A 16,996-nucleotide genomic window follows, 5' to 3' on the forward strand; every position below is an offset into this window, starting at 1 on the left:
TTTTATTGTAGGAGATTAAGTGCAATACCAATTGATCGAAACACAAAATCAACTCAATACCTTTGTTGAGCAAATAAAAAACAAGCCTATTTTAGCCATAGACACAGAGTTTATGCGCCGCCGTACTTTGTACCCTGAAGTTGCACTTATTCAAGTATATGATGGCGAGCATCTTGCCCTTATAGATCCACTGGCCGAACTCTCGTTATTTGAATTTTGGCAAATATTACAAGATCCATCAGTACTGAAAGTGTTGCATTCACCTTCAGAAGATATTGAAGTATTTCAAAAATATGCAGGCTTTGTACCCGCTCCATTGTTTGATACACAATTTGCTCTTCAGCTTTTAGGCGAAGGCAACTGTATGGGCTTTGCGCTAATGGTAAAAGAGCTATTAGGCATAGAAATAGACAAAAGTGAATCGCGAACTAATTGGCTACAGCGCCCATTAACTAAAAAGCAGCTCGATTATGCAGCCGCTGATACGTTTCATTTACTGCCTTGTTTTGAACTAATAATTGAGCGCATAAACAAAGCTGAGTTATTTGATATTGTAATAAATGAGAGCGAGTTAATTGCAAATAAACGCGCCTTTCAAACCCCAGATGAGCTGCTTTACAAAGATATAAAAAACGCATGGCAACTAAAACCGCACGAGCTCGCGGTATTAAAAGAATTAGCTGTATGGCGTCGTAATAAAGCTATTCGTAAAAATTTAGCGCTTAACTTTGTGCTTAAAGAGCACAACATGACGGAAATTGCTAAACGTGGGCCTTCGAGTTTAAATACGCTAAGACAAATTCCGGGTGTTGAGTCAATGGAAGTAAACCGCTCTGGAGTCGAAATACTAAAGTGTATTGAAAAGGCCAAAGCACTCCCGGTTGATGAGCATCCGCCAGTGCTTAAACGTTTAATTGATTTTCTGGCTTATAAAAAAGTAGCTAAAGATATTAAGCAAAAAATCACTAAAGTGGCAAAAGAGCAGGGTATACCAGAGGATGTAATGGCCTCTAAAAAGCAAATTAATCAGCTTATTAGCTGGAATTGGAAACTCACCGATGAGCAAAAGCTAAATCATATTAAACCTGATTTACTTAATTCTTGGCGCTACAGTTTTGTTAAAGACGCACTTAAAGAGTGGGATAATTAAACCCACTTTTTAAGCTAACAGGCTATGTTATACCAATTCGCTAATATTTAATCATTTTTAGGGGCTAAAGGTGTCGCTATCTGCGTTAAAAAATTCTCATTTAGAACAACTAAATAGCGATTTTTTTGCCTTGCTATCAACACGTTTTTCCATACTCATAATAGATCACTTAATTATGCGAATTGGTATTAAAAATCGGGCGCTACGCTGAACGTTAAACGCTTATGTGTAATGGGGTGATCTAGCGCCAAATACTCGGCATGTAAGTGTAACCTGTTGGCTTTTTTACCGTAATGTGTGTCACCAATAATAGGCATATTCAGCCCTAGGTGATGAGCGCAGTGTACCCTTAACTGGTGAGTGCGTCCTGTTTTAGGGTAGAGCTGTAGACGTGTAATATTGTTTTTACGTTCAAGTACCTGCCATGTAGTAAGTGCGGGTTTGCCGTTTTTATAACAAACAAGCTGGCGTGGCTTATCGTCAAAATCAAGTCGCAAGGGCAGCTCTATCTTGCCACAGTCCTTAGGCAAAATACCATCAACCAGCGCAATGTAACGTTTATCAATAGTGCGGGCAATAAATTGCTTTTGTAGTGCTTTGTGGGCTCGTTTATTGAGCGCCACCACTAATAAACCTGATGTAGACATATCTAGTCTGTGCACAATTAATGGACCTGTAGCGTGCGGAAATTGCGTTTGAATACGTAAATACACAGAATCTTCAATATTGACACCTGGTACAGATAAAAACTCGCTGGGTTTGTTTACAATAACAATATCATCGTCTTGATAGACTATCGGCAGCGTTTTACCTTCAGCAGGGTTAACGAGTAGCGGGTTATCTTCTATGCTGAGGCCTTTTAACATGTGCGATAAAATAGGTTGGCACTTACTGTAGCAAGAAGGGTAATAGTTTTTATGTTGGCGTATTGCCGATTTAGGTGCGGCCCCCCACCAAAATTCAGCCATTGCCACTGGCTTTAAATTATTAAGATAAGCGTATTGTAATAGCTTGGGCGCAGCGCAATCTCCAGCACCTGATGGCGGAGTATGCTCTGGCAATGCTGCAAATATGGCATTGAGATCTTTAACTTCATGCTCTGCATTTAAAAACTGGTACTGCGCAAACACTTGCTTTTGTAGGTTTTTAGATAAAACTTTACGGCGTTTTTTTAACTGTTTTATTTCGTCGTGTAGGGCATTAAGCGCCTGCTGTTGCTGAGTTATTTTGTCGTGCCAGTGATCTTTTATGCTTTGATAGTATTTTTTATCTTCTATGCTTTGTTTGGCCAATTCATTCAAGCTTGCTTGTTGCTCAGGCGTTATCGCTTGGCTTTGCTCAATTGCAAGTGCACTGCGCGCCTTTTTACGTGTTTTTCTATTGGCTTGCATTACGCTTTGTTGAGCGTGTAACTGCTGCTCAAACGCGGCTTTATCGGCATTTAATGACGCTGTTAATTTATTCAATGTACTTGCATTTTCTAGGGCATGTATTTGCGCATTTATCTCGTTAATTATTTTACTTTCTTTTAAATAACCCACATCTTCCAGTGCCATTGTAGATACATTAGGCACGCATTCTATATAGGTATTTAAATTTTCGAGCTGGCCTGAATACGCCGCTAAAAAGCCAAGATGTTGTTGCTGGTTTTGTACAACCAGTACACCAAACATTTTGCCATCATTCGTTGCTGTATTGCTGCTGTCATTTTCGTTATACGGTAAATGCGTTTCAAGTTGCTGCTGCAATTGTGTTGCGGCTAAAACAGATAACGGATGAGGCTGGTAGTAAAACGGAAACGTAAATTTATCTGGAAGCGGTATAGAATCTACAGAGCAATCAAATAAAGTAAAACAAGAAGCGTGATTTAACATAGCAAAGTAATAGCAGGCATAAAGCAAAGTAATGGGCCAATAATAACATATTCACTTAAGGGGTACTTGCTTAATCCTCTGCGGTTACTAAACCGCGCTTAGCTAAAAAGCGTACTAATAATAGTGTTAGGTTTTCTCTGCGTGCATTATTTGGCCATACCGCGTAATAACCAAGCGGCTTGAGTTGCCAGTTAGGTAAAATGTGAATGAACTCTTCTCGTGCTAATTGTTTTTTTACTAGGTTTTCGGGCAATATGCCTAGACCCAAGTTTTCAGATACAAAGTGACTTATTGCAAGCGCACTATTTACATTTACGCGCGACTTTTCACAAATACACACCACTTCGCCATTTGGAGAGGTAAAATCTACAGTGCTGCCGCGCATACTAAAATGAACCCAATCCCACTGTTTTAAATCGTTTGGGTGCGTAGGGGGTTGATGCTTACTCGCGTACTTACTTGAGGCAACTAAAAAGCGTTTACTCTCTCCAATTTTACGCGCCATGAGTGAGCTGTCTTCTAGCCAGCCAACTCGAATACTTAAATCGAGTCCTTCATCCATTATATTTATTACTTGGTCTGTGTAATTAAGAGACAAGTTCACTTTTGGGTAGGTTTGCACAAATTCTGCTATCGCGGCTGAAATTTCGGAGCTTGCTAAAAAGGCGGGCAGCGATATTTTTAAAGACCCTATAGGCTCATCACCCACGGAGTTAATTTCGTTCAAACCTGCCTCTGCGTGTTTTGTTATGTTTTCTACGTGGGCGTAAAATTTTTCACCTTCAGGGGTAAGCGACAATTTACGGGTTGTTCTATGTAATAAAGTGACGCCTAAAAACTGTTCTAAGTCAGAAACACTATGGCTAACACGTGAAGGTGCTATGCCAAGCTCCTTAGCTGCAATACGAAATGAACCTCCAGCAACCACTTTGGCAAAAATAGCCATGTGTCGTAAATAGTTAATCATTGTTCTGAAAGTCGGAATTGTATTGTGCCGTTATTGTATCTATTCGCTTGTGTATCTAAAAGTTATATTAACTGCGAATTCAACATTAGTCTTACAGCCCAATAATTTGGTTGTTAAAAAAATCAGGAATGACAATGAACACATTACAAAAAACTATAGTTGCCGCAATTGCTTTAGCGTGTACCACGCCTACTTTAGCTAGTGCAGAGGGATTTTATGGAACTGCACATGTAGGCTATAGTTCGCAAGCAAATGACTCTCAAGCCATTGGTAACAATATTGCCGTAGATAGTGATTTTCCATCTGAATTTGATGCCGGTGAGGGCAGTGTAGGCAGTATTGGTTTAGGTTATCAGTTCAATCCTCAATTTAGAGTAGAGGCGCGTATTAGCTATCATGACACCGATTATAGCGATACAAAAGTTGGCGTGGGTGCACGCGAAGGTGAGCAGTATGTATTAAAGGGGGATTTAAAAACTACCACTTATACAATTGAAGGCTTTTACGATTTTGATAACAGTACCGCGTTTACGCCTTATATTAAAGCGGGGTTAGGGGTTGCCGATAACAGCTATTCTGCAAAGTTAGGTGGTGCAGGCATTAGCGCCTTTGACGCATTCGATGGAAATGTTGATGGCTATTACGATGCGTATGCTGATGACGATTCAACTGAATTTACATGGAATATTGGTGCAGGGGTTAACTATCAAATAACTAAAACTATGTCATTATACACAGAGTATCAATACATTGAATTTGGTGATGTGCAAACGGGGCAAGATGCATTTACTGATGGCTTTAAAATTGACAGTGCAGCAAGCCATGAGTTTTTACTTGGTTTACGTGTAAACTTTTAAATTTAAAACACAACACAATGCACCACATACGTGTAGTGAGTGTGCAAAGCAAAAAGCGGCATTTAAAATGCCGCTTTTAGTTGTGCTACTTTTTTTCTTCGTCAGGTAATGTCACGTTGAGTTCAAGTACCGCTAAATCATCTTCGTTTTGATCAAACTGTACCTGCACTGCATCAGTGTTTACATTTACGTACTTACGGATCACATCTAAAATATCTTGTTTTAATTGTGGTAAGTAATCCGGTGTTCCGCGTTGCGAACGCTCGTGCGCGACAATGATCTGCAATCGCTCTTTTGCTAATGACGCGCTATTTTTCTTTTCTGAGCGGAAGTAGTCAAGTAAAGACACATTAACCTCCAAAAATCCGTTTAAATAAGCCTTTTTTCTCAACATCTAAGAAGCGAAAATCGACTGTTTCACCAAGTAAGCGATTGATTGCATCAGCGTATGCTTGCCCTGCATCTGAATCACCATCAAGTATTACTGGTTGGCCTGAATTAGACGCACTTAATACCGCTTGCGACTCAGGAATAACACCAAGTAAAGGAATCGACAGAATATCTTTAACATCTTCTACCGATAACATTTCGCCTTTTTCAACTCGCTCAGGGTTGTAGCGTGTTAATAATAGGTGTTCTTTAATATTTTCTAGGCCTTCTTCAGCACGTTTTGATTTGCTGTGTAAAATACCTAAAATTCTGTCTGAATCTCGAACCGAAGATACTTCAGGGTTTGTTGTTACAATTGCTTCATCAGCAAAGTACATCGCCATCATTGCGCCGGCTTCAATACCTGCAGGTGAATCACACACAATGTAGTCAAAGTCTTCTTTTAGTTCGTTTAAAACGCGCTCTACGCCTTCGCGGGTAAGGGCGTCTTTATCACGTGTTTGTGATGCGGGTAGTAAAAATAATTTTTCAACGCGTTTATCTTTAATAAGCGCTTGATTTAGGTTGGCTTCGCCGTTTATTACGTTTACAAAATCGTATACTACGCGGCGCTCACACCCCATAATTAAATCTAGATTACGTAAGCCAATATCAAAATCGATAATAACTGTTTTATAGCCTTTTAAAGCTAAACCGGTGCCTATTGCAGCACTTGATGTTGTTTTACCAACACCGCCTTTACCAGAGGTAACGACAATTACTTTTGCCATGAGATTTATCCTTTAACCAAAGCTGAAATTTCTAATGATTCGTTTTTTTGTTGTATTTGAACTGCATTGCCCCAGTGCTCACCTTGTAATGAGTCGCTGATCCAGTAATTGCCATCAATTGAAACCAATTCGGCTTCGAGCTTTTGGCAATAAATGCAGGCGTCTTTAATCCCTTTTGCACCTGCAATAGCACGCCCGCGTAAGGTGCCATAAATATGCACATTACCATCGGCTATTACTTCTGCACCATGGCTAACTGCACCAAGTACAATTAAGTCTCTGTCTTTTGCATAAACTTGCTGCCCTGAGCGTACCGTGCCATTAATTACTTGCGCAGGTAGGTACACGTTTTTTTCAACAATAGAGGTATTTGGCGCCTCTTGTTTAACGGGTGCACTTTTAGCATCTTGCGAGTAATTTAGTACAGAAAGGCCAGCGGCTTTAGCTTGCGTGTGTTGCTCATCTGAGCCATTACAAACACCTACAGCATTAAAGCTCATACGCTCAATAAGAGATTTTAAATGTACAAAATCAAGTGAGCTGTTTTTAATTTCTTCTAAATTAACAACAATAGGCGCTCCTTCAAAAAAACGAGGAGCTTGGGCTATTTTTACATACAACTGTTCTGCTAGAAGGGCGATATCAGTGCTATAAAGATGCAATACTGACAACGTGAAAAGGTTCCCTTTTAGCTCAAAAATTTGTTCCGACATACACGCTCAATTGATTTGTCTGATTAGAAATTAATTTTAGATAAACGTAGGCTGAATAAGGCCTTTAATGAAATTTCTAATCTAATTTTTCTAACTTATTATTACTCTCATGTTATAGTGTGCGGCAATGTTAAGCAAGATTAAATAGGGCCATTATGCTCACTGCGGTATATAAAAGTAAGAAAAAAGCGGATACCTTCTTATTTGTTGAAAAAAGAGATGATTTTAGTAAAGTGCCTGAACCTTTACTGGCTATGTTTGGTCAACCTATTTATGTAATGATTATCAATTTAGCAAAGCGTGATCATTTAGGCGGTGCCGACCTTGAAACAGTAAAAGCAGCGTTAGCTGACCCAGACAAGGGTTACTATTTGCAAATTCCACCGCCGGAAGAAAATTTACTTAGCCAATTACGAAAAGAAAACGGAGTTGATAGTGATTAAAAAGTTAGCCGTAATTTTATGCTCAGTGTGTTTAAGTGGCTCTGTAGTTGCTAAAACGCAGGCCGAATTTCAAATTTATTTAAGTGATTTAAAACAAGAGGCCATTGCTAAAGGGTACGATAGCAAGTTAATAGACGATGCATTTGCGACTGCCTCATACAAAGAAAAAGTTGTATCGGCTGATAAAAACCAGCCAGAGGTTAAAGAAACCCTCGAAACCTACTTACCAAAACGTGTACCGCAATGGAAAATTGATCGTGCACGTAAACTCTACGCAGAAAATAAAGATGTACTTGAACAAGTTGCAAAAGAGTTTGGCGTACAAGCACGCTTTATAGTGGCATTATGGGGCCTTGAAAGTAACTTTGGCACAATACAAGGTGGCCATAATGTTATTTCATCGCTAGTGACGCTTGCCTTTGATGGTCGTCGTGAAGCACTTTATAAGCGCCAGCTTTGGGCAGCATTAGATATTTTAAAGTCAGGCCATATTACGCTTGATAAATTTAAAGGCTCTTGGGCTGGAGCAATGGGGCAAACTCAGTTTATGCCTACCTCTTTTAACGCCTACGCTGTTGATTACAATAACGACGGCCGTAAAGATATTTGGACCACAAAAGAGGATGCATTTGCATCGATTGCCAATTATTTAAAACAAGAAGGTTGGAATGACTCACTAACTTGGGGTCGCCAGGTAAAATTACCTGAAAATTTTGACAGTAAATACGTGCTAAAACGTGGCACTAAAACACGTAAGCAATGGTTAGAATATTGGAACGACTCAGAGCGCTCGCTTGCAGACTGGCAAGCATTGGGTGTACGCAAAGCTGACGGGTCTGACTTACCTAATGTTGATGTACGCGCTGCACTGGTAATGCCTGATGACATTAATGGGCGTATGTACTTAGCGTATGATAACTACAAAGTGTTTATGCACTGGAACCGCTCATATTACTTTGCCACCAGCGTGGGCTATCTATCAGATAGAATTGGTTATCCAAAAATATAATTTATACGCTGTTGTGTAATAAAAAAAAGCCGCTATGCGGCTTTTTTTATTTGTTTAATCATGTTCTTTTTTAAATATTTTGTCTTTTAAATCGATAACCTTGCCAATTCCTGAACCAAGCTTCATTAGCTTATTAAGCTGCTCTGGGCTTAAGCGTTGTAACTCTGAAGACCACTTAGTAACCGTTTCGAGTAGGTTGTGGATTTCGCCCATTTGCTTTTGTGCATAGCGCTCTTCTTCGTTGTTTGCTTCGTCTAAAAGGTTATCACGTAGCAAACTTAGGGTAGGGTCTATTTCACGCTTTTTACGTTCTTCAAATACGCGATTAGCCATATCCCAAATTTCACCCGCTGGGGCGTAATATTCTTTACGATCACCAGGGATATGATGCACTTTAATTAATTGCCATGACTGGAGCTCTTTAATTCCCATGCTTACATTGCCACGCGAGATACTTAGCGCATCGGCAATCTCATTTGCGGTCATGGGCTCTTTGGTGATGATCAGCAAACCGCACATTTGGCCAATCGTGCGATTGAAACCCCAACGGCTGCCCATTTCACCACAGTGCATAACAAAGGCTAAGTTTTTTTCAGATAGACTCATAGCTTTTTAAGTTTCAGTAAATTCAGAAAGTAATGCTAGCACGCTTATAAATTATAGCAACGTTTAGCCTGGTATCTTTTGTAGAGTATTAAATCAAGATTAGGTTTAATTTACTCCTACTTTTTGTAGGAGTAAATTAATTGCTTAGGCAGGGTTAAAGTGTGTAGCTAAAGCTGAGCTTAGCGTTGCGCTCTTCGCCTGGCATACCACCTAAAAACATGGCTTTAGAGTAGTACTTTTTATTAAACAAATTGTTTAAATTAAGCTGCATGTGCCATTTATCAGTGGTGTACGAAACTGCTGCGTCGTACACCGTATAGCTTGGTACATAGCCATCAGGAATACTAAACGAGCTAGAGTTTGTGCTTCTGTTATCAACAAAAGTAATACCGCCACTGATGTTAACAGCCTCAGGTAGGTTAAACATATCGGCGTAGTAGGTAACCCACGTACTTGCCGTTACATACGGTACGCCTTTTTGGCGTGTATCGTAACTGCTGCTATTTGGATTAGATTTATCGCGGGCATCTTGGTATACGCCGTTTACATTTACTTTCCATTGCTCGTTTAAGTGCGCATTTAAATCGAGTTCAACGCCTTTGGTTTGCTCTTCACCATCGTAGTAGCTCTCTACTACATCAGGCCCAGACACACCGGCTTCATACAGTGGGTTTGTGTATTCAAGGTTTGTACGCGCGCTTTCAAATACCACCAGTGATGCTAAAAGTTGATCATCAAATGCTTTAAATCTAAAGCCTAAATCGTTACTGACAGACTCAGAGTCTTCACGGTCGGCCTCTGTACCTGCTACTGAGCCTAATACACTGTAGGCAGTACGGCCTTTAGCGTGGTTAATAAACACGGAAAAGTTTTCAGTAGGTTGATACGTTGCGCCTAAGTTATAAGTTAAGCCACTGTCTGATGTGTTTGCTTCAGGTGTTGGTTCAGCGCGACTTGAGCTATAACGCTCATCTACACCATAGTGCTCATATGTTTGCTTAATGCGATTATAAGCAACACCAACTCGAGTTGTAAGCTGCTCAGTAATATAGCCTACGTGCTGAATACCTAAGCCCCACGCTTGTACTTTTTTATTGTAGTCACTGGTTTTTAGCGGGTCGTAGTCATCAAAACTACCTGTTGGCCAATTTGGCGAGCGCATATCATAAATATATGGCAGCGTGCCTTGATAAAGTACATTTCCTTCGCTGTCGTAAATAACTTTGTCTGCGTCGTAAATAGAATACTGTTTAAAGCGAATGTCTCTGTCTTCGTAGTTTGCATTAACCAGTAATTCGTTATCCACGTCGCCTAACATAAAGTCATAGCGTAAATCTAAGAAATACTGCCATGACTTTTCATCAGCTTCTACTTGGCGGTATTCTTGGCGTCGCGCTGCAAACGGGTAAAGCACACCGTCTTCAACTAACGGGGCACGCGGGTCGTTATTTATAATGCCATCGCGTGTTGAATACACATAATTAAACGCACCAGTTTGACGAGCAAAGCTTGATGTGTAGTTACGGTACTGTAACTGCTGATTTAAAAATAAATCATCTGTAATAAAGTAATTATGGGTTAGCTTAAAGCGAAGCTCTTCACCTTCATTATCATCCGCCATAGGAGAGATAATACCGTTAGTACCAAAATCGTACGGGGTAAGGCCATCGGTTGATGAAAGCGAATCTGCCAATTGTGTTTGTTGAGCCGCAGTTAATTGAACACCATTACCAGATGGGTCATTTACTAAATCTGCGCCAGTTACTTCACCTGCAGTTAAACCATTGGCGGTTTCTGCGTTATAAATTCGAATAGGGTGGCCAATAGAATCTACTGCAATTGAGTCTTTAATATAGGCAGCAGAGAGCATGATATCTTGCTTGTCACTTAGTATGTATTTAAGCGAGGTATAAATTTCGTCGCGGTCTTCTTTTAAATCACGAAAGCCATCGCTTGAGGCCGTTTTAGCCATTACGCGATACGCTAGGTCATCGGTAATCGCATTGGTGCTATCAAAGGCAAGTGAATAACTATCCCATTGGCCAAGCTCGGCAGATATTTTATGTTTTTCTTCAAACTCAGGCTTTTTTTCAATCAGATTTATAACACCACCAGCACTGCCTATACCATATAAACCGGTAGCAGGGCCTTTAAGTACTTCAACCGACTCAACATTAGTGAGTGAACGAGTTGGGTTAAATGTATTACCTAAGCCTGCACCGCCATACATACCATCGTAAGTGTAATTAGCATCAAGACCACGAATGACTAAATTGTCGCCTATACCGTAGTTATTACCGGCTTGAGTTAAACCACTTACATTACGTACAAGCTCTTGTAGGCTATCTACACCTTGTGACTCTATAAGTTCACGGTCAATAATAACAACCGGTGCCGGTGTTTCCATTAACGACATGTCTGATTTAGTTGCAAGGCCTGAGCTCATTACAACTTGGTTTTGCTTTTCGTAAACGCTGATGCGCTCAATGTCTTTTTCAGCCGTTGTTGCAGCAACCGCTAATGATGCGTTTAAACACGCAAGTGTAACAAGAGAGTATTTGAACCTTTTCATATTGATAATTATTCGTATTCCATAAAGTATGCGAATAGTAATAGTTATTATTCGTTAAGTGAATAAAAAATTCTAAAAAAGTGAAATTAATTGCGTGGTAGGTGAGTTATTGTTCTAAAAAGTAAATTTAAGGTTAAATTAATGCGGTTAATAAAAAGCATGAAAGTGTAAGCTTTCATGCTTTTGTAAAACAATAGATTAATTAGTGACTATTTTTTATAAACAACGCCTGCTTTCATAACAAAAGGAATGCGCTCAAGCACAGAGATATTTTTAAGTGGATTACCTTTTACGGCAATGATGTCGGCTGCAAACCCTGATTTTAGCTGACCCAGTTTATTATCCATTTTTAATAGCTTTGCACTGTTAATGGTGGCAGCCTGTATTGCTTGTAGTTCGCTCATGCCAAATTTAACCATACGGCTAAATTGTTTGGCGTTATCGCCGTGAGGGTAAATAGCAGCATCGGTACCAAATACCATATTTACACCGGCTTTTACTGCGCGGTTAAAGCTGTCGCGCTGCTTTTTAGACACTTGGCGTTCTTTATTGAGATTTTCTTCATCTACCCCATTTTGCTCACCAAAGCTCAGTGTGTATTCTGTATTATAAATGTCCATTGATAACCACGTGCCATGTTTTTTGGCAAGTGCGATGGCTTCATCATCTAAAAAGCTGGCATGTTCAATACTATCTACGCCGGCTTTTATAGCTGTTTTAATACCACTTGTGCCATGTGCGTGAGCGGCTACAGGTAAATCACGCATGTGGGCTTCATCTACAATGGCTTTCATTTCTTCAAATGAATACTGCTGTACACCCACTTTTGTACCTTTAGAAAAAACGCCGCCTGTGGCGCAAAACTTAATGGCATTAGCGCCATACTTTATGTTTTCTCGTACTTTTACACGTGCAGCCCATGGGCCATCGGCTACCCCTGTTGAAGTGTATTTTAGCTCTGGTGGTAAACGGTTATTATCGCAATGTCCGCCTGTGATCCCAAGCGAAGGGCCAGCTGCCCAAATACGCGGGCCTACAATATCTCCGGCGTTAATACCATCACGCACTGCAATCACGCTATAGCCCTCGGCCCCTACATTTCTGAGGGTTGTAAAACCAGCAAGTAATGTTTTTTTAGCAAAGTGCGCGGCTTTAATGGCCATGCGCGGTACCGACTGACTTAAACGCTCACTTCGAGATACCGTAGGGTCGCTGGTCAAATGTACATGCATATCCATAAGGCCCGGCATTAAAGTGAGCTCGGGTAAATCAATATGCTGATCATTTTTGGTCATGCTCGGCTTTTTGTTTTGTGCGACGTTAGTGATCACCCCATTATCAATGGTGATCAGCGGCGATTGAATAACCTCGCCAGTTTGTACATCTACCATGGCTTTAGCAGATATATAAGTAAGGGCTTGCGCGTTAAAGCTTCCTAAACACATAAGTGCAACGGAGGCGCTGAGTAGCTTTTTTTTCATTGTTTTTTCTTCTGGTGGCGGTTTAATTAATTGAAATGTAACAACCTAATATAAAAGTGTAAATATAATAGGTTAATCGCCACTTATCGTAATTTCTTTATTAACGCAGGTTAAGTGCGCATAATCAGCTGACGATACTAAAAAGGATTACCATGAAATCAATTAAATTAGCCTTAGTTGCCAGTGGCGTTATGTTTGCTTTAAGTGGCTGTATGAACACACAAACCAGTAATAACACTGGCAATAGTGGACAGCTAAACACGTCAAACGCACCTGCAGCTATTGTTTCAGAGCTCTCTTATGAGCAGCAATTAGATGTACTTGTAGCACAGTACTACAACGAGTTACTCAGCTTTAAACCTATTAATGCAACTTATAGTGGTCGCAGTGAATTTAATGATAAGTTTACCCCCGCTATTACCCAAAAGAATAGGGCAAAAAAAGCCGCGTTTTACAAAAAGTATCAACAACGTTTAACACTTATTGATAAGGCGCAGTTAACAGGGCAAGCGTTACTCAGCTATGAAATATTACAAAGAGACCTAGCACTTAATTTAGAGGGAATGCAATTTCCAAGCTATATGCTGCCTATTAACCAAATGGCGGGAGCGCATAATACCTTTGCCGGTTTTGGCTCGGGACAAAGTGCGCAGCCATTTAACACCGTAGAAGATTACAATAATTTTATAAAACGAAGCGAAGGCTTTATTACGTGGCTCAGCAGTGTAGAGCGCGCGATGGCGAAGGGGATTAAAGCGGGCATTACCTTACCAAAACCATTAGCTAAAAAGCTTCAGCCACAATTTGCTGCGCATGTGGTTAAAAATGCTGAGGATTCGTTGTTTTGGGGGCCAATTAAAAACTTACCAGCCTCATTTACTACACAGCAAAAGCAGCAAATAACGGCGCAATATAAAGCACTTATTATGCAGCAATTAGTGCCTGCATATAAAAGTATGAGCGACTTTTTAGCCAATCAATACATTCCTCAAAGCCGAGAAACGGTAGGCTATAGCGACTTGCCTAATGGTAAAGCTTGGTATGAATATCAAATTAAAAAAAATACCACGTTGAGCCTTTCTGCAGATGAAATACATGAGATTGGTTTAAGTGAAGTTTCGCGTATTTTAAGTCAGATGAAAAAAGTAAAACACGAGGTAGGTTTTAACGGCACCTTAGATGAATTTTTTCAGCACTTACGTGATTCGGACCAATTTTATTACGATACGCCAGAGGCATTAATTGCAGCGTATGAAGATATAAAACAAAAAATAGATGCGCGCGTCCCTTTACTGTTCGATGTTGCGCCTAAAGCCCCTTATGTTGTAAAAGGGGTTGAACCTTACCGAGCCCAATCTGCAGCGGGTGCATCTTATGCAGCGCCGGCACCTGATGGCTCTCGCCCAGGTATTTTTTACATCAATACTTATAACTTAAAAGCGCAGCCAAAATTTTTATTAGAAACGCTCTCTATTCACGAAGCCGCGCCAGGTCACCACTTTCAAATTGCTTTACAGCAAGAAATAGATGGCCTTCCAGATTTTAGAAAGTTTGGCGGCTACACGGTATTTGCAGAGGGCTGGGCGTTGTACGCAGAAAGCCTAGGAAAAGAGCTGGGCTTATTTACCGACCCTTATATGTGGTATGGGCGTTTGGCCGATGAGCAACTTAGAGCAATGCGCTTAGTGCTTGATACTGGCTTTCATGCAAAAGGCTGGACTCGACAGCAAGGTATCGATTACATGCTGGCAAATTCGTCAATGGCTAAAAGCGATGTGATAGCAGAAGTTGAGCGTTATATTGCATGGCCTGGCCAAGCACTGTCGTACAAATTGGGGCAATTTAAAATTCAACAATTACGTGACTACTCTAAAAAAGAGTTAGGCGATAAGTTTGATATTAAAGCGTTTCATACGCAAATATTGATTGATGGCGCCTTGCCGATGCCTATTTTAGAGGAAAAAATTAAACGTTGGGTTGCTGCCAGTAAATAGCAAAATGCACAAAGCCCGTACAAATAAAGGCACGGGCTTTGCGCACGCTGTAGCAATACGTTAGAATGCGCGCTCTTTAGGGGCGCGAGTAAATTATGTTTGATCAAGAGTTAGCAAATACACAGTTTTGGCTTAAAAAAAGCTTAGCCGATATGAACCAAAACGAATGGGAAGCGATTTGTGATGGTTGCGGAAAATGCTGTTTAAATACCTTTATTGACAGTGAAGATGAAGACGAATTTACCGCCACCGACCAACTACGTGAAGGTGAAGAGCTTATTTTCACCAACATTGTTTGCCAATACCTTGATAACAATACCTGTGGTTGTAGCGAATACGAAAACCGCCAAACGCTGGTCCCTTCTTGCGTTAAACTAACCAAAGCCAACCTTAAAGATATCTTTTTTATGCCGCAAAGCTGTAGTTATCGCCGTCTCCACGAGGGGCGAGGTTTAGCTTCTTGGCATCCGCTATTAAATCAGGGTGACAAAACCCAAATGCATGCGCTTGGTATTTCTGTTAAAGATAAAACCGTAAAAGACTGTGACGTAAAGCTCGATGACTTTGATTTATACATTGCTGAGTGGCCAACAAAGGATTGCGACTAATGAGCGAGCTTAAGGCTGTAATAGGTTTAATTAATCCTAAAAGCCCTACAAATGTTGGCGGCGTTTTACGTGCCGCGGGTTGCTATGACGCTAAACAAGTATTTTTTACCGGTAGTCGCTACTTAAATGCTAAAAAGTTTCATACCGACACTAAAAATGTTGTTGAGCGTATTGCGCTTACGGGCACTGATAACCTACTCAGTGTAAAACCTGAAGGCGCAAAGGTTGTGGTTATTGAACTGATTGAAGGCGCCACGGCGTTACCTGATTTTAAACACCCTGAAAACGCATTTTATGTATTTGGGCCAGAAGACGGCTCAGTACCAAAAGAAGTTTTAAAATGGTGCGATGAAGTGGTTTACGTACCTACAATTGGTTGTATGAACCTTGCGGCCACCTGCAATGTGGTACTTTACGACCGTTTAGCCAAACTTGGCGGGGTGGAGAGCAGCGACTCAACTATTATTAATTCTCGTGATACCAATAATAAAATGAAGTGGGTAAAAGCTTAAGCGCCCACAGCTGTAATTTTAATTAAAATTTCTTTTACTTTATGTACTAAGTTCTACACTTTAGGAACATATTGTAAATGAAATTTAATTATGCGTTTATTTTTAATCCTCATACTCTTTTCATCTTATTGTTTTGCTGAGGTTCCTGTGACCTACATGCAAGATGATACTCGTCACACTGTAATTGGTGAGCGCTATAAATCGGGTTACCTATTTAGCGCGCCTAACAGTAAAGGCACTATCCATGTGGTAACCGAAGATTGGCCGCCTTACATTGGGAACAAACTTTGTAACAAAGGGTGGGTATACCAATTTGCGGTATCTACATTTAACAGTGCCGGCTATAATATTTATATTGAATTTGTACCCTGGGCTAGAGCTGTCAGAGCCGTTGAACTAGGCAAAGCGGATATTTTATTGCCAGAGTACTTTATTGAAGATACAGCCCCTTCTGATTACGTACCAAATCATACTCGTCGAAAATTACTTGGCCTTTCAAATTCGTTTTCGGGCGGCAATATCGGTTTTTTAAAACGCAAAGGCGAGCCCGACAGGTTTAATGGCAATTTAAAGTCGCTTAAAGGCGCGCGTATTGGTGTTGTAAGAGGGTACCAAAACACTCCTGAGTTTGATGCCATGATGGATAATAATGAGTTTATTATTATTCATGCCGTAGACGACTTACAACTTGTAAAATTACTCGCTGCGGGACGTGTAGATTTAATAATAGGTGACCCTGAAGTGCTAACTTACTCAGTAAAGTATGCCTCTTTAGCTGAAAATGAAAAACGCGCTTTACTCAGTGCCGTAGAGCCAGAAAGTAAGGTAATTCAATATAACCCTTTATATTTTGCGATAAGTAAAAAAACACCAAACTGGCTCACTGTTTTAGAAGATATTAATACAGCTTTATACAAATTTAAAAATAGCGGCGAAACCCAAAGGATGAAACAGGCCTTATTAAATGAATGTGATTAATTGTAACGTTCCAATTATTTTGTACTTATATTATGTCGCAAACGTGTAAAATCATTTTCAACTTGTTAATGG

At 40.3% G+C, this 16,996-nt stretch carries 16 protein-coding genes; 8 read left to right on the forward strand and 8 right to left on the reverse strand.

From position 1 onward, the window contains the following. The first annotated feature begins 19 nt into the window (after nt 1–19). The gene (gene rnd / locus MTN96_RS13480) at nt 20–1,150 is read left to right on the forward strand and encodes a ribonuclease D (RefSeq protein WP_248531922.1); all 1,131 of its coding nucleotides are present in this window, start codon (nt 20–22) and stop codon (nt 1,148–1,150) included. 188 nt (nt 1,151–1,338) lie between these two features. Here rnd and MTN96_RS13485 read toward each other — a convergent pair whose 3' ends face one another. Next, a complete protein-coding gene (locus MTN96_RS13485; RefSeq protein ID WP_248531923.1) occupies nt 1,339–3,024 on the reverse strand; it encodes a pseudouridine synthase in 1,686 nt (561 codons plus the stop codon). A 70-nt stretch (nt 3,025–3,094) separates the two neighbouring features. Further along, on the reverse strand, nt 3,095–3,991 hold the full coding sequence (locus MTN96_RS13490; RefSeq protein WP_248531924.1) for a LysR family transcriptional regulator: 897 nt from the start codon (nt 3,989–3,991) through the stop codon (nt 3,095–3,097). Between the two features lie 134 nt (nt 3,992–4,125). Here MTN96_RS13490 and MTN96_RS13495 point away from each other — a divergent pair, with 134 nt between their 5' ends. Next, nucleotides 4,126–4,848 (forward strand): outer membrane protein, encoded by a 723-nt coding sequence (locus MTN96_RS13495; RefSeq protein WP_121638528.1) that lies wholly within the window; start codon nt 4,126–4,128, stop codon nt 4,846–4,848. A gap of 85 nt (nt 4,849–4,933) precedes the next feature. Here the strand turns inward: MTN96_RS13495 and minE are convergent, their stop codons facing one another. Genes minE through minC form a run of 3 tightly spaced genes read right to left on the reverse strand, consistent with a single transcriptional unit; the run spans nt 4,934 to nt 6,721 of the window. Further along, a complete protein-coding gene (minE, locus tag MTN96_RS13500; RefSeq protein ID WP_004586362.1) occupies nt 4,934–5,197 on the reverse strand; it encodes a cell division topological specificity factor MinE in 264 nt (87 codons plus the stop codon). Between the two features lies 1 nt (nt 5,198). Further along, on the reverse strand, nt 5,199–6,008 hold the full coding sequence (gene minD / locus MTN96_RS13505) for a septum site-determining protein MinD (RefSeq protein ID WP_024031716.1): 810 nt from the start codon (nt 6,006–6,008) through the stop codon (nt 5,199–5,201). Nucleotides 6,009–6,013: 5 nt separating this feature from the next. Next, nucleotides 6,014–6,721, reverse strand: a complete 708-nt coding sequence (minC, locus tag MTN96_RS13510; protein ID WP_004586360.1) for a septum site-determining protein MinC — start codon at nt 6,719–6,721, stop codon at nt 6,014–6,016. A 155-nt stretch (nt 6,722–6,876) separates the two neighbouring features. On the opposite strand from minC, the gene MTN96_RS13515 reads away from it, so the two are divergent. Both MTN96_RS13515 and MTN96_RS13520 read left to right on the forward strand, forming a co-directional pair. Then, nucleotides 6,877–7,164: a YcgL domain-containing protein gene (locus tag MTN96_RS13515; RefSeq protein WP_004586359.1), complete on the forward strand. Its 288-nt coding sequence runs from the start codon at nt 6,877–6,879 to the stop codon at nt 7,162–7,164. Next, complete coding sequence (locus MTN96_RS13520) at nt 7,157–8,173, forward strand: lytic murein transglycosylase (protein WP_248531925.1); 1,017 nt, start codon at nt 7,157–7,159, stop codon at nt 8,171–8,173. Before MTN96_RS13515 ends, MTN96_RS13520 begins: the two co-directional genes overlap by 8 nt. Before the next feature lie 54 nt (nt 8,174–8,227). Here MTN96_RS13520 and MTN96_RS13525 read toward each other — a convergent pair whose 3' ends face one another. The 3 genes from MTN96_RS13525 to MTN96_RS13535 form a co-directional block, all read right to left on the reverse strand. Continuing rightward, nucleotides 8,228–8,779: a GbsR/MarR family transcriptional regulator gene (locus tag MTN96_RS13525; protein ID WP_004586357.1), complete on the reverse strand. Its 552-nt coding sequence runs from the start codon at nt 8,777–8,779 to the stop codon at nt 8,228–8,230. Nucleotides 8,780–8,933: 154 nt separating this feature from the next. Further along, complete coding sequence (locus MTN96_RS13530; protein WP_248531926.1) at nt 8,934–11,351, reverse strand: TonB-dependent siderophore receptor; 2,418 nt, start codon at nt 11,349–11,351, stop codon at nt 8,934–8,936. A 209-nt stretch (nt 11,352–11,560) separates the two neighbouring features. Continuing rightward, entirely contained in the window at nt 11,561–12,832 is a 1,272-nt protein-coding gene (locus MTN96_RS13535; protein ID WP_248531927.1) for an amidohydrolase family protein, read from the reverse strand. Between the two features lie 152 nt (nt 12,833–12,984). Here MTN96_RS13535 and MTN96_RS13540 point away from each other — a divergent pair, with 152 nt between their 5' ends. The 4 genes from MTN96_RS13540 to MTN96_RS13555 all read left to right on the forward strand — a co-directional run bounded on the left by MTN96_RS13540 (nt 12,985) and on the right by MTN96_RS13555 (nt 16,924). Then, entirely contained in the window at nt 12,985–14,826 is a 1,842-nt protein-coding gene (locus MTN96_RS13540; RefSeq protein WP_248531928.1) for a DUF885 family protein, read from the forward strand. A 95-nt stretch (nt 14,827–14,921) separates the two neighbouring features. Next, nucleotides 14,922–15,434 (forward strand): YcgN family cysteine cluster protein, encoded by a 513-nt coding sequence (locus MTN96_RS13545; RefSeq protein ID WP_024031710.1) that lies wholly within the window; start codon nt 14,922–14,924, stop codon nt 15,432–15,434. Then, entirely contained in the window at nt 15,434–15,946 is a 513-nt protein-coding gene (locus tag MTN96_RS13550) for an RNA methyltransferase (RefSeq protein ID WP_004586351.1), read from the forward strand. The genes MTN96_RS13545 and MTN96_RS13550 overlap by 1 nt, the downstream gene beginning before the upstream one ends. A 90-nt stretch (nt 15,947–16,036) precedes the next feature. After that, a complete protein-coding gene (locus tag MTN96_RS13555) occupies nt 16,037–16,924 on the forward strand; it encodes an ABC transporter substrate-binding protein (protein ID WP_248531929.1) in 888 nt (295 codons plus the stop codon). Nucleotides 16,925–16,996: the final 72 nt, after the last annotated feature.

The organism is Pseudoalteromonas sp. 2CM28B, assembly GCF_023161935.1.

Bases quoted from the DNA above. Each gene is read 5' to 3' on its own strand.
- MTN96_RS13485 (WP_248531923.1), bottom strand. From the start codon at position 3,024: ATGTTAAATCACGCTTCTTGTTTTACTTTATTTGATTGCTCTGTAGAT.
- MTN96_RS13490 (WP_248531924.1), bottom strand. From the start codon at position 3,991: ATGATTAACTATTTACGACACATGGCTATTTTTGCCAAAGTGGTTGCT.
- MTN96_RS13495 (WP_121638528.1), top strand. From the start codon at position 4,126: ATGAACACATTACAAAAAACTATAGTTGCCGCAATTGCTTTAGCGTGT.
- minD (WP_024031716.1), bottom strand. From the start codon at position 6,008: ATGGCAAAAGTAATTGTCGTTACCTCTGGTAAAGGCGGTGTTGGTAAA.
- minC (WP_004586360.1), bottom strand. From the start codon at position 6,721: ATGTCGGAACAAATTTTTGAGCTAAAAGGGAACCTTTTCACGTTGTCA.
- MTN96_RS13515 (WP_004586359.1), top strand. From the start codon at position 6,877: ATGCTCACTGCGGTATATAAAAGTAAGAAAAAAGCGGATACCTTCTTA.
- MTN96_RS13525 (WP_004586357.1), bottom strand. From the start codon at position 8,779: ATGAGTCTATCTGAAAAAAACTTAGCCTTTGTTATGCACTGTGGTGAA.
- MTN96_RS13530 (WP_248531926.1), bottom strand. From the start codon at position 11,351: ATGAAAAGGTTCAAATACTCTCTTGTTACACTTGCGTGTTTAAACGCA.
- MTN96_RS13535 (WP_248531927.1), bottom strand. From the start codon at position 12,832: ATGAAAAAAAAGCTACTCAGCGCCTCCGTTGCACTTATGTGTTTAGGA.
- MTN96_RS13540 (WP_248531928.1), top strand. From the start codon at position 12,985: ATGAAATCAATTAAATTAGCCTTAGTTGCCAGTGGCGTTATGTTTGCT.
- MTN96_RS13545 (WP_024031710.1), top strand. From the start codon at position 14,922: ATGTTTGATCAAGAGTTAGCAAATACACAGTTTTGGCTTAAAAAAAGC.
- MTN96_RS13550 (WP_004586351.1), top strand. From the start codon at position 15,434: ATGAGCGAGCTTAAGGCTGTAATAGGTTTAATTAATCCTAAAAGCCCT.
- MTN96_RS13555 (WP_248531929.1), top strand. From the start codon at position 16,037: ATGCGTTTATTTTTAATCCTCATACTCTTTTCATCTTATTGTTTTGCT.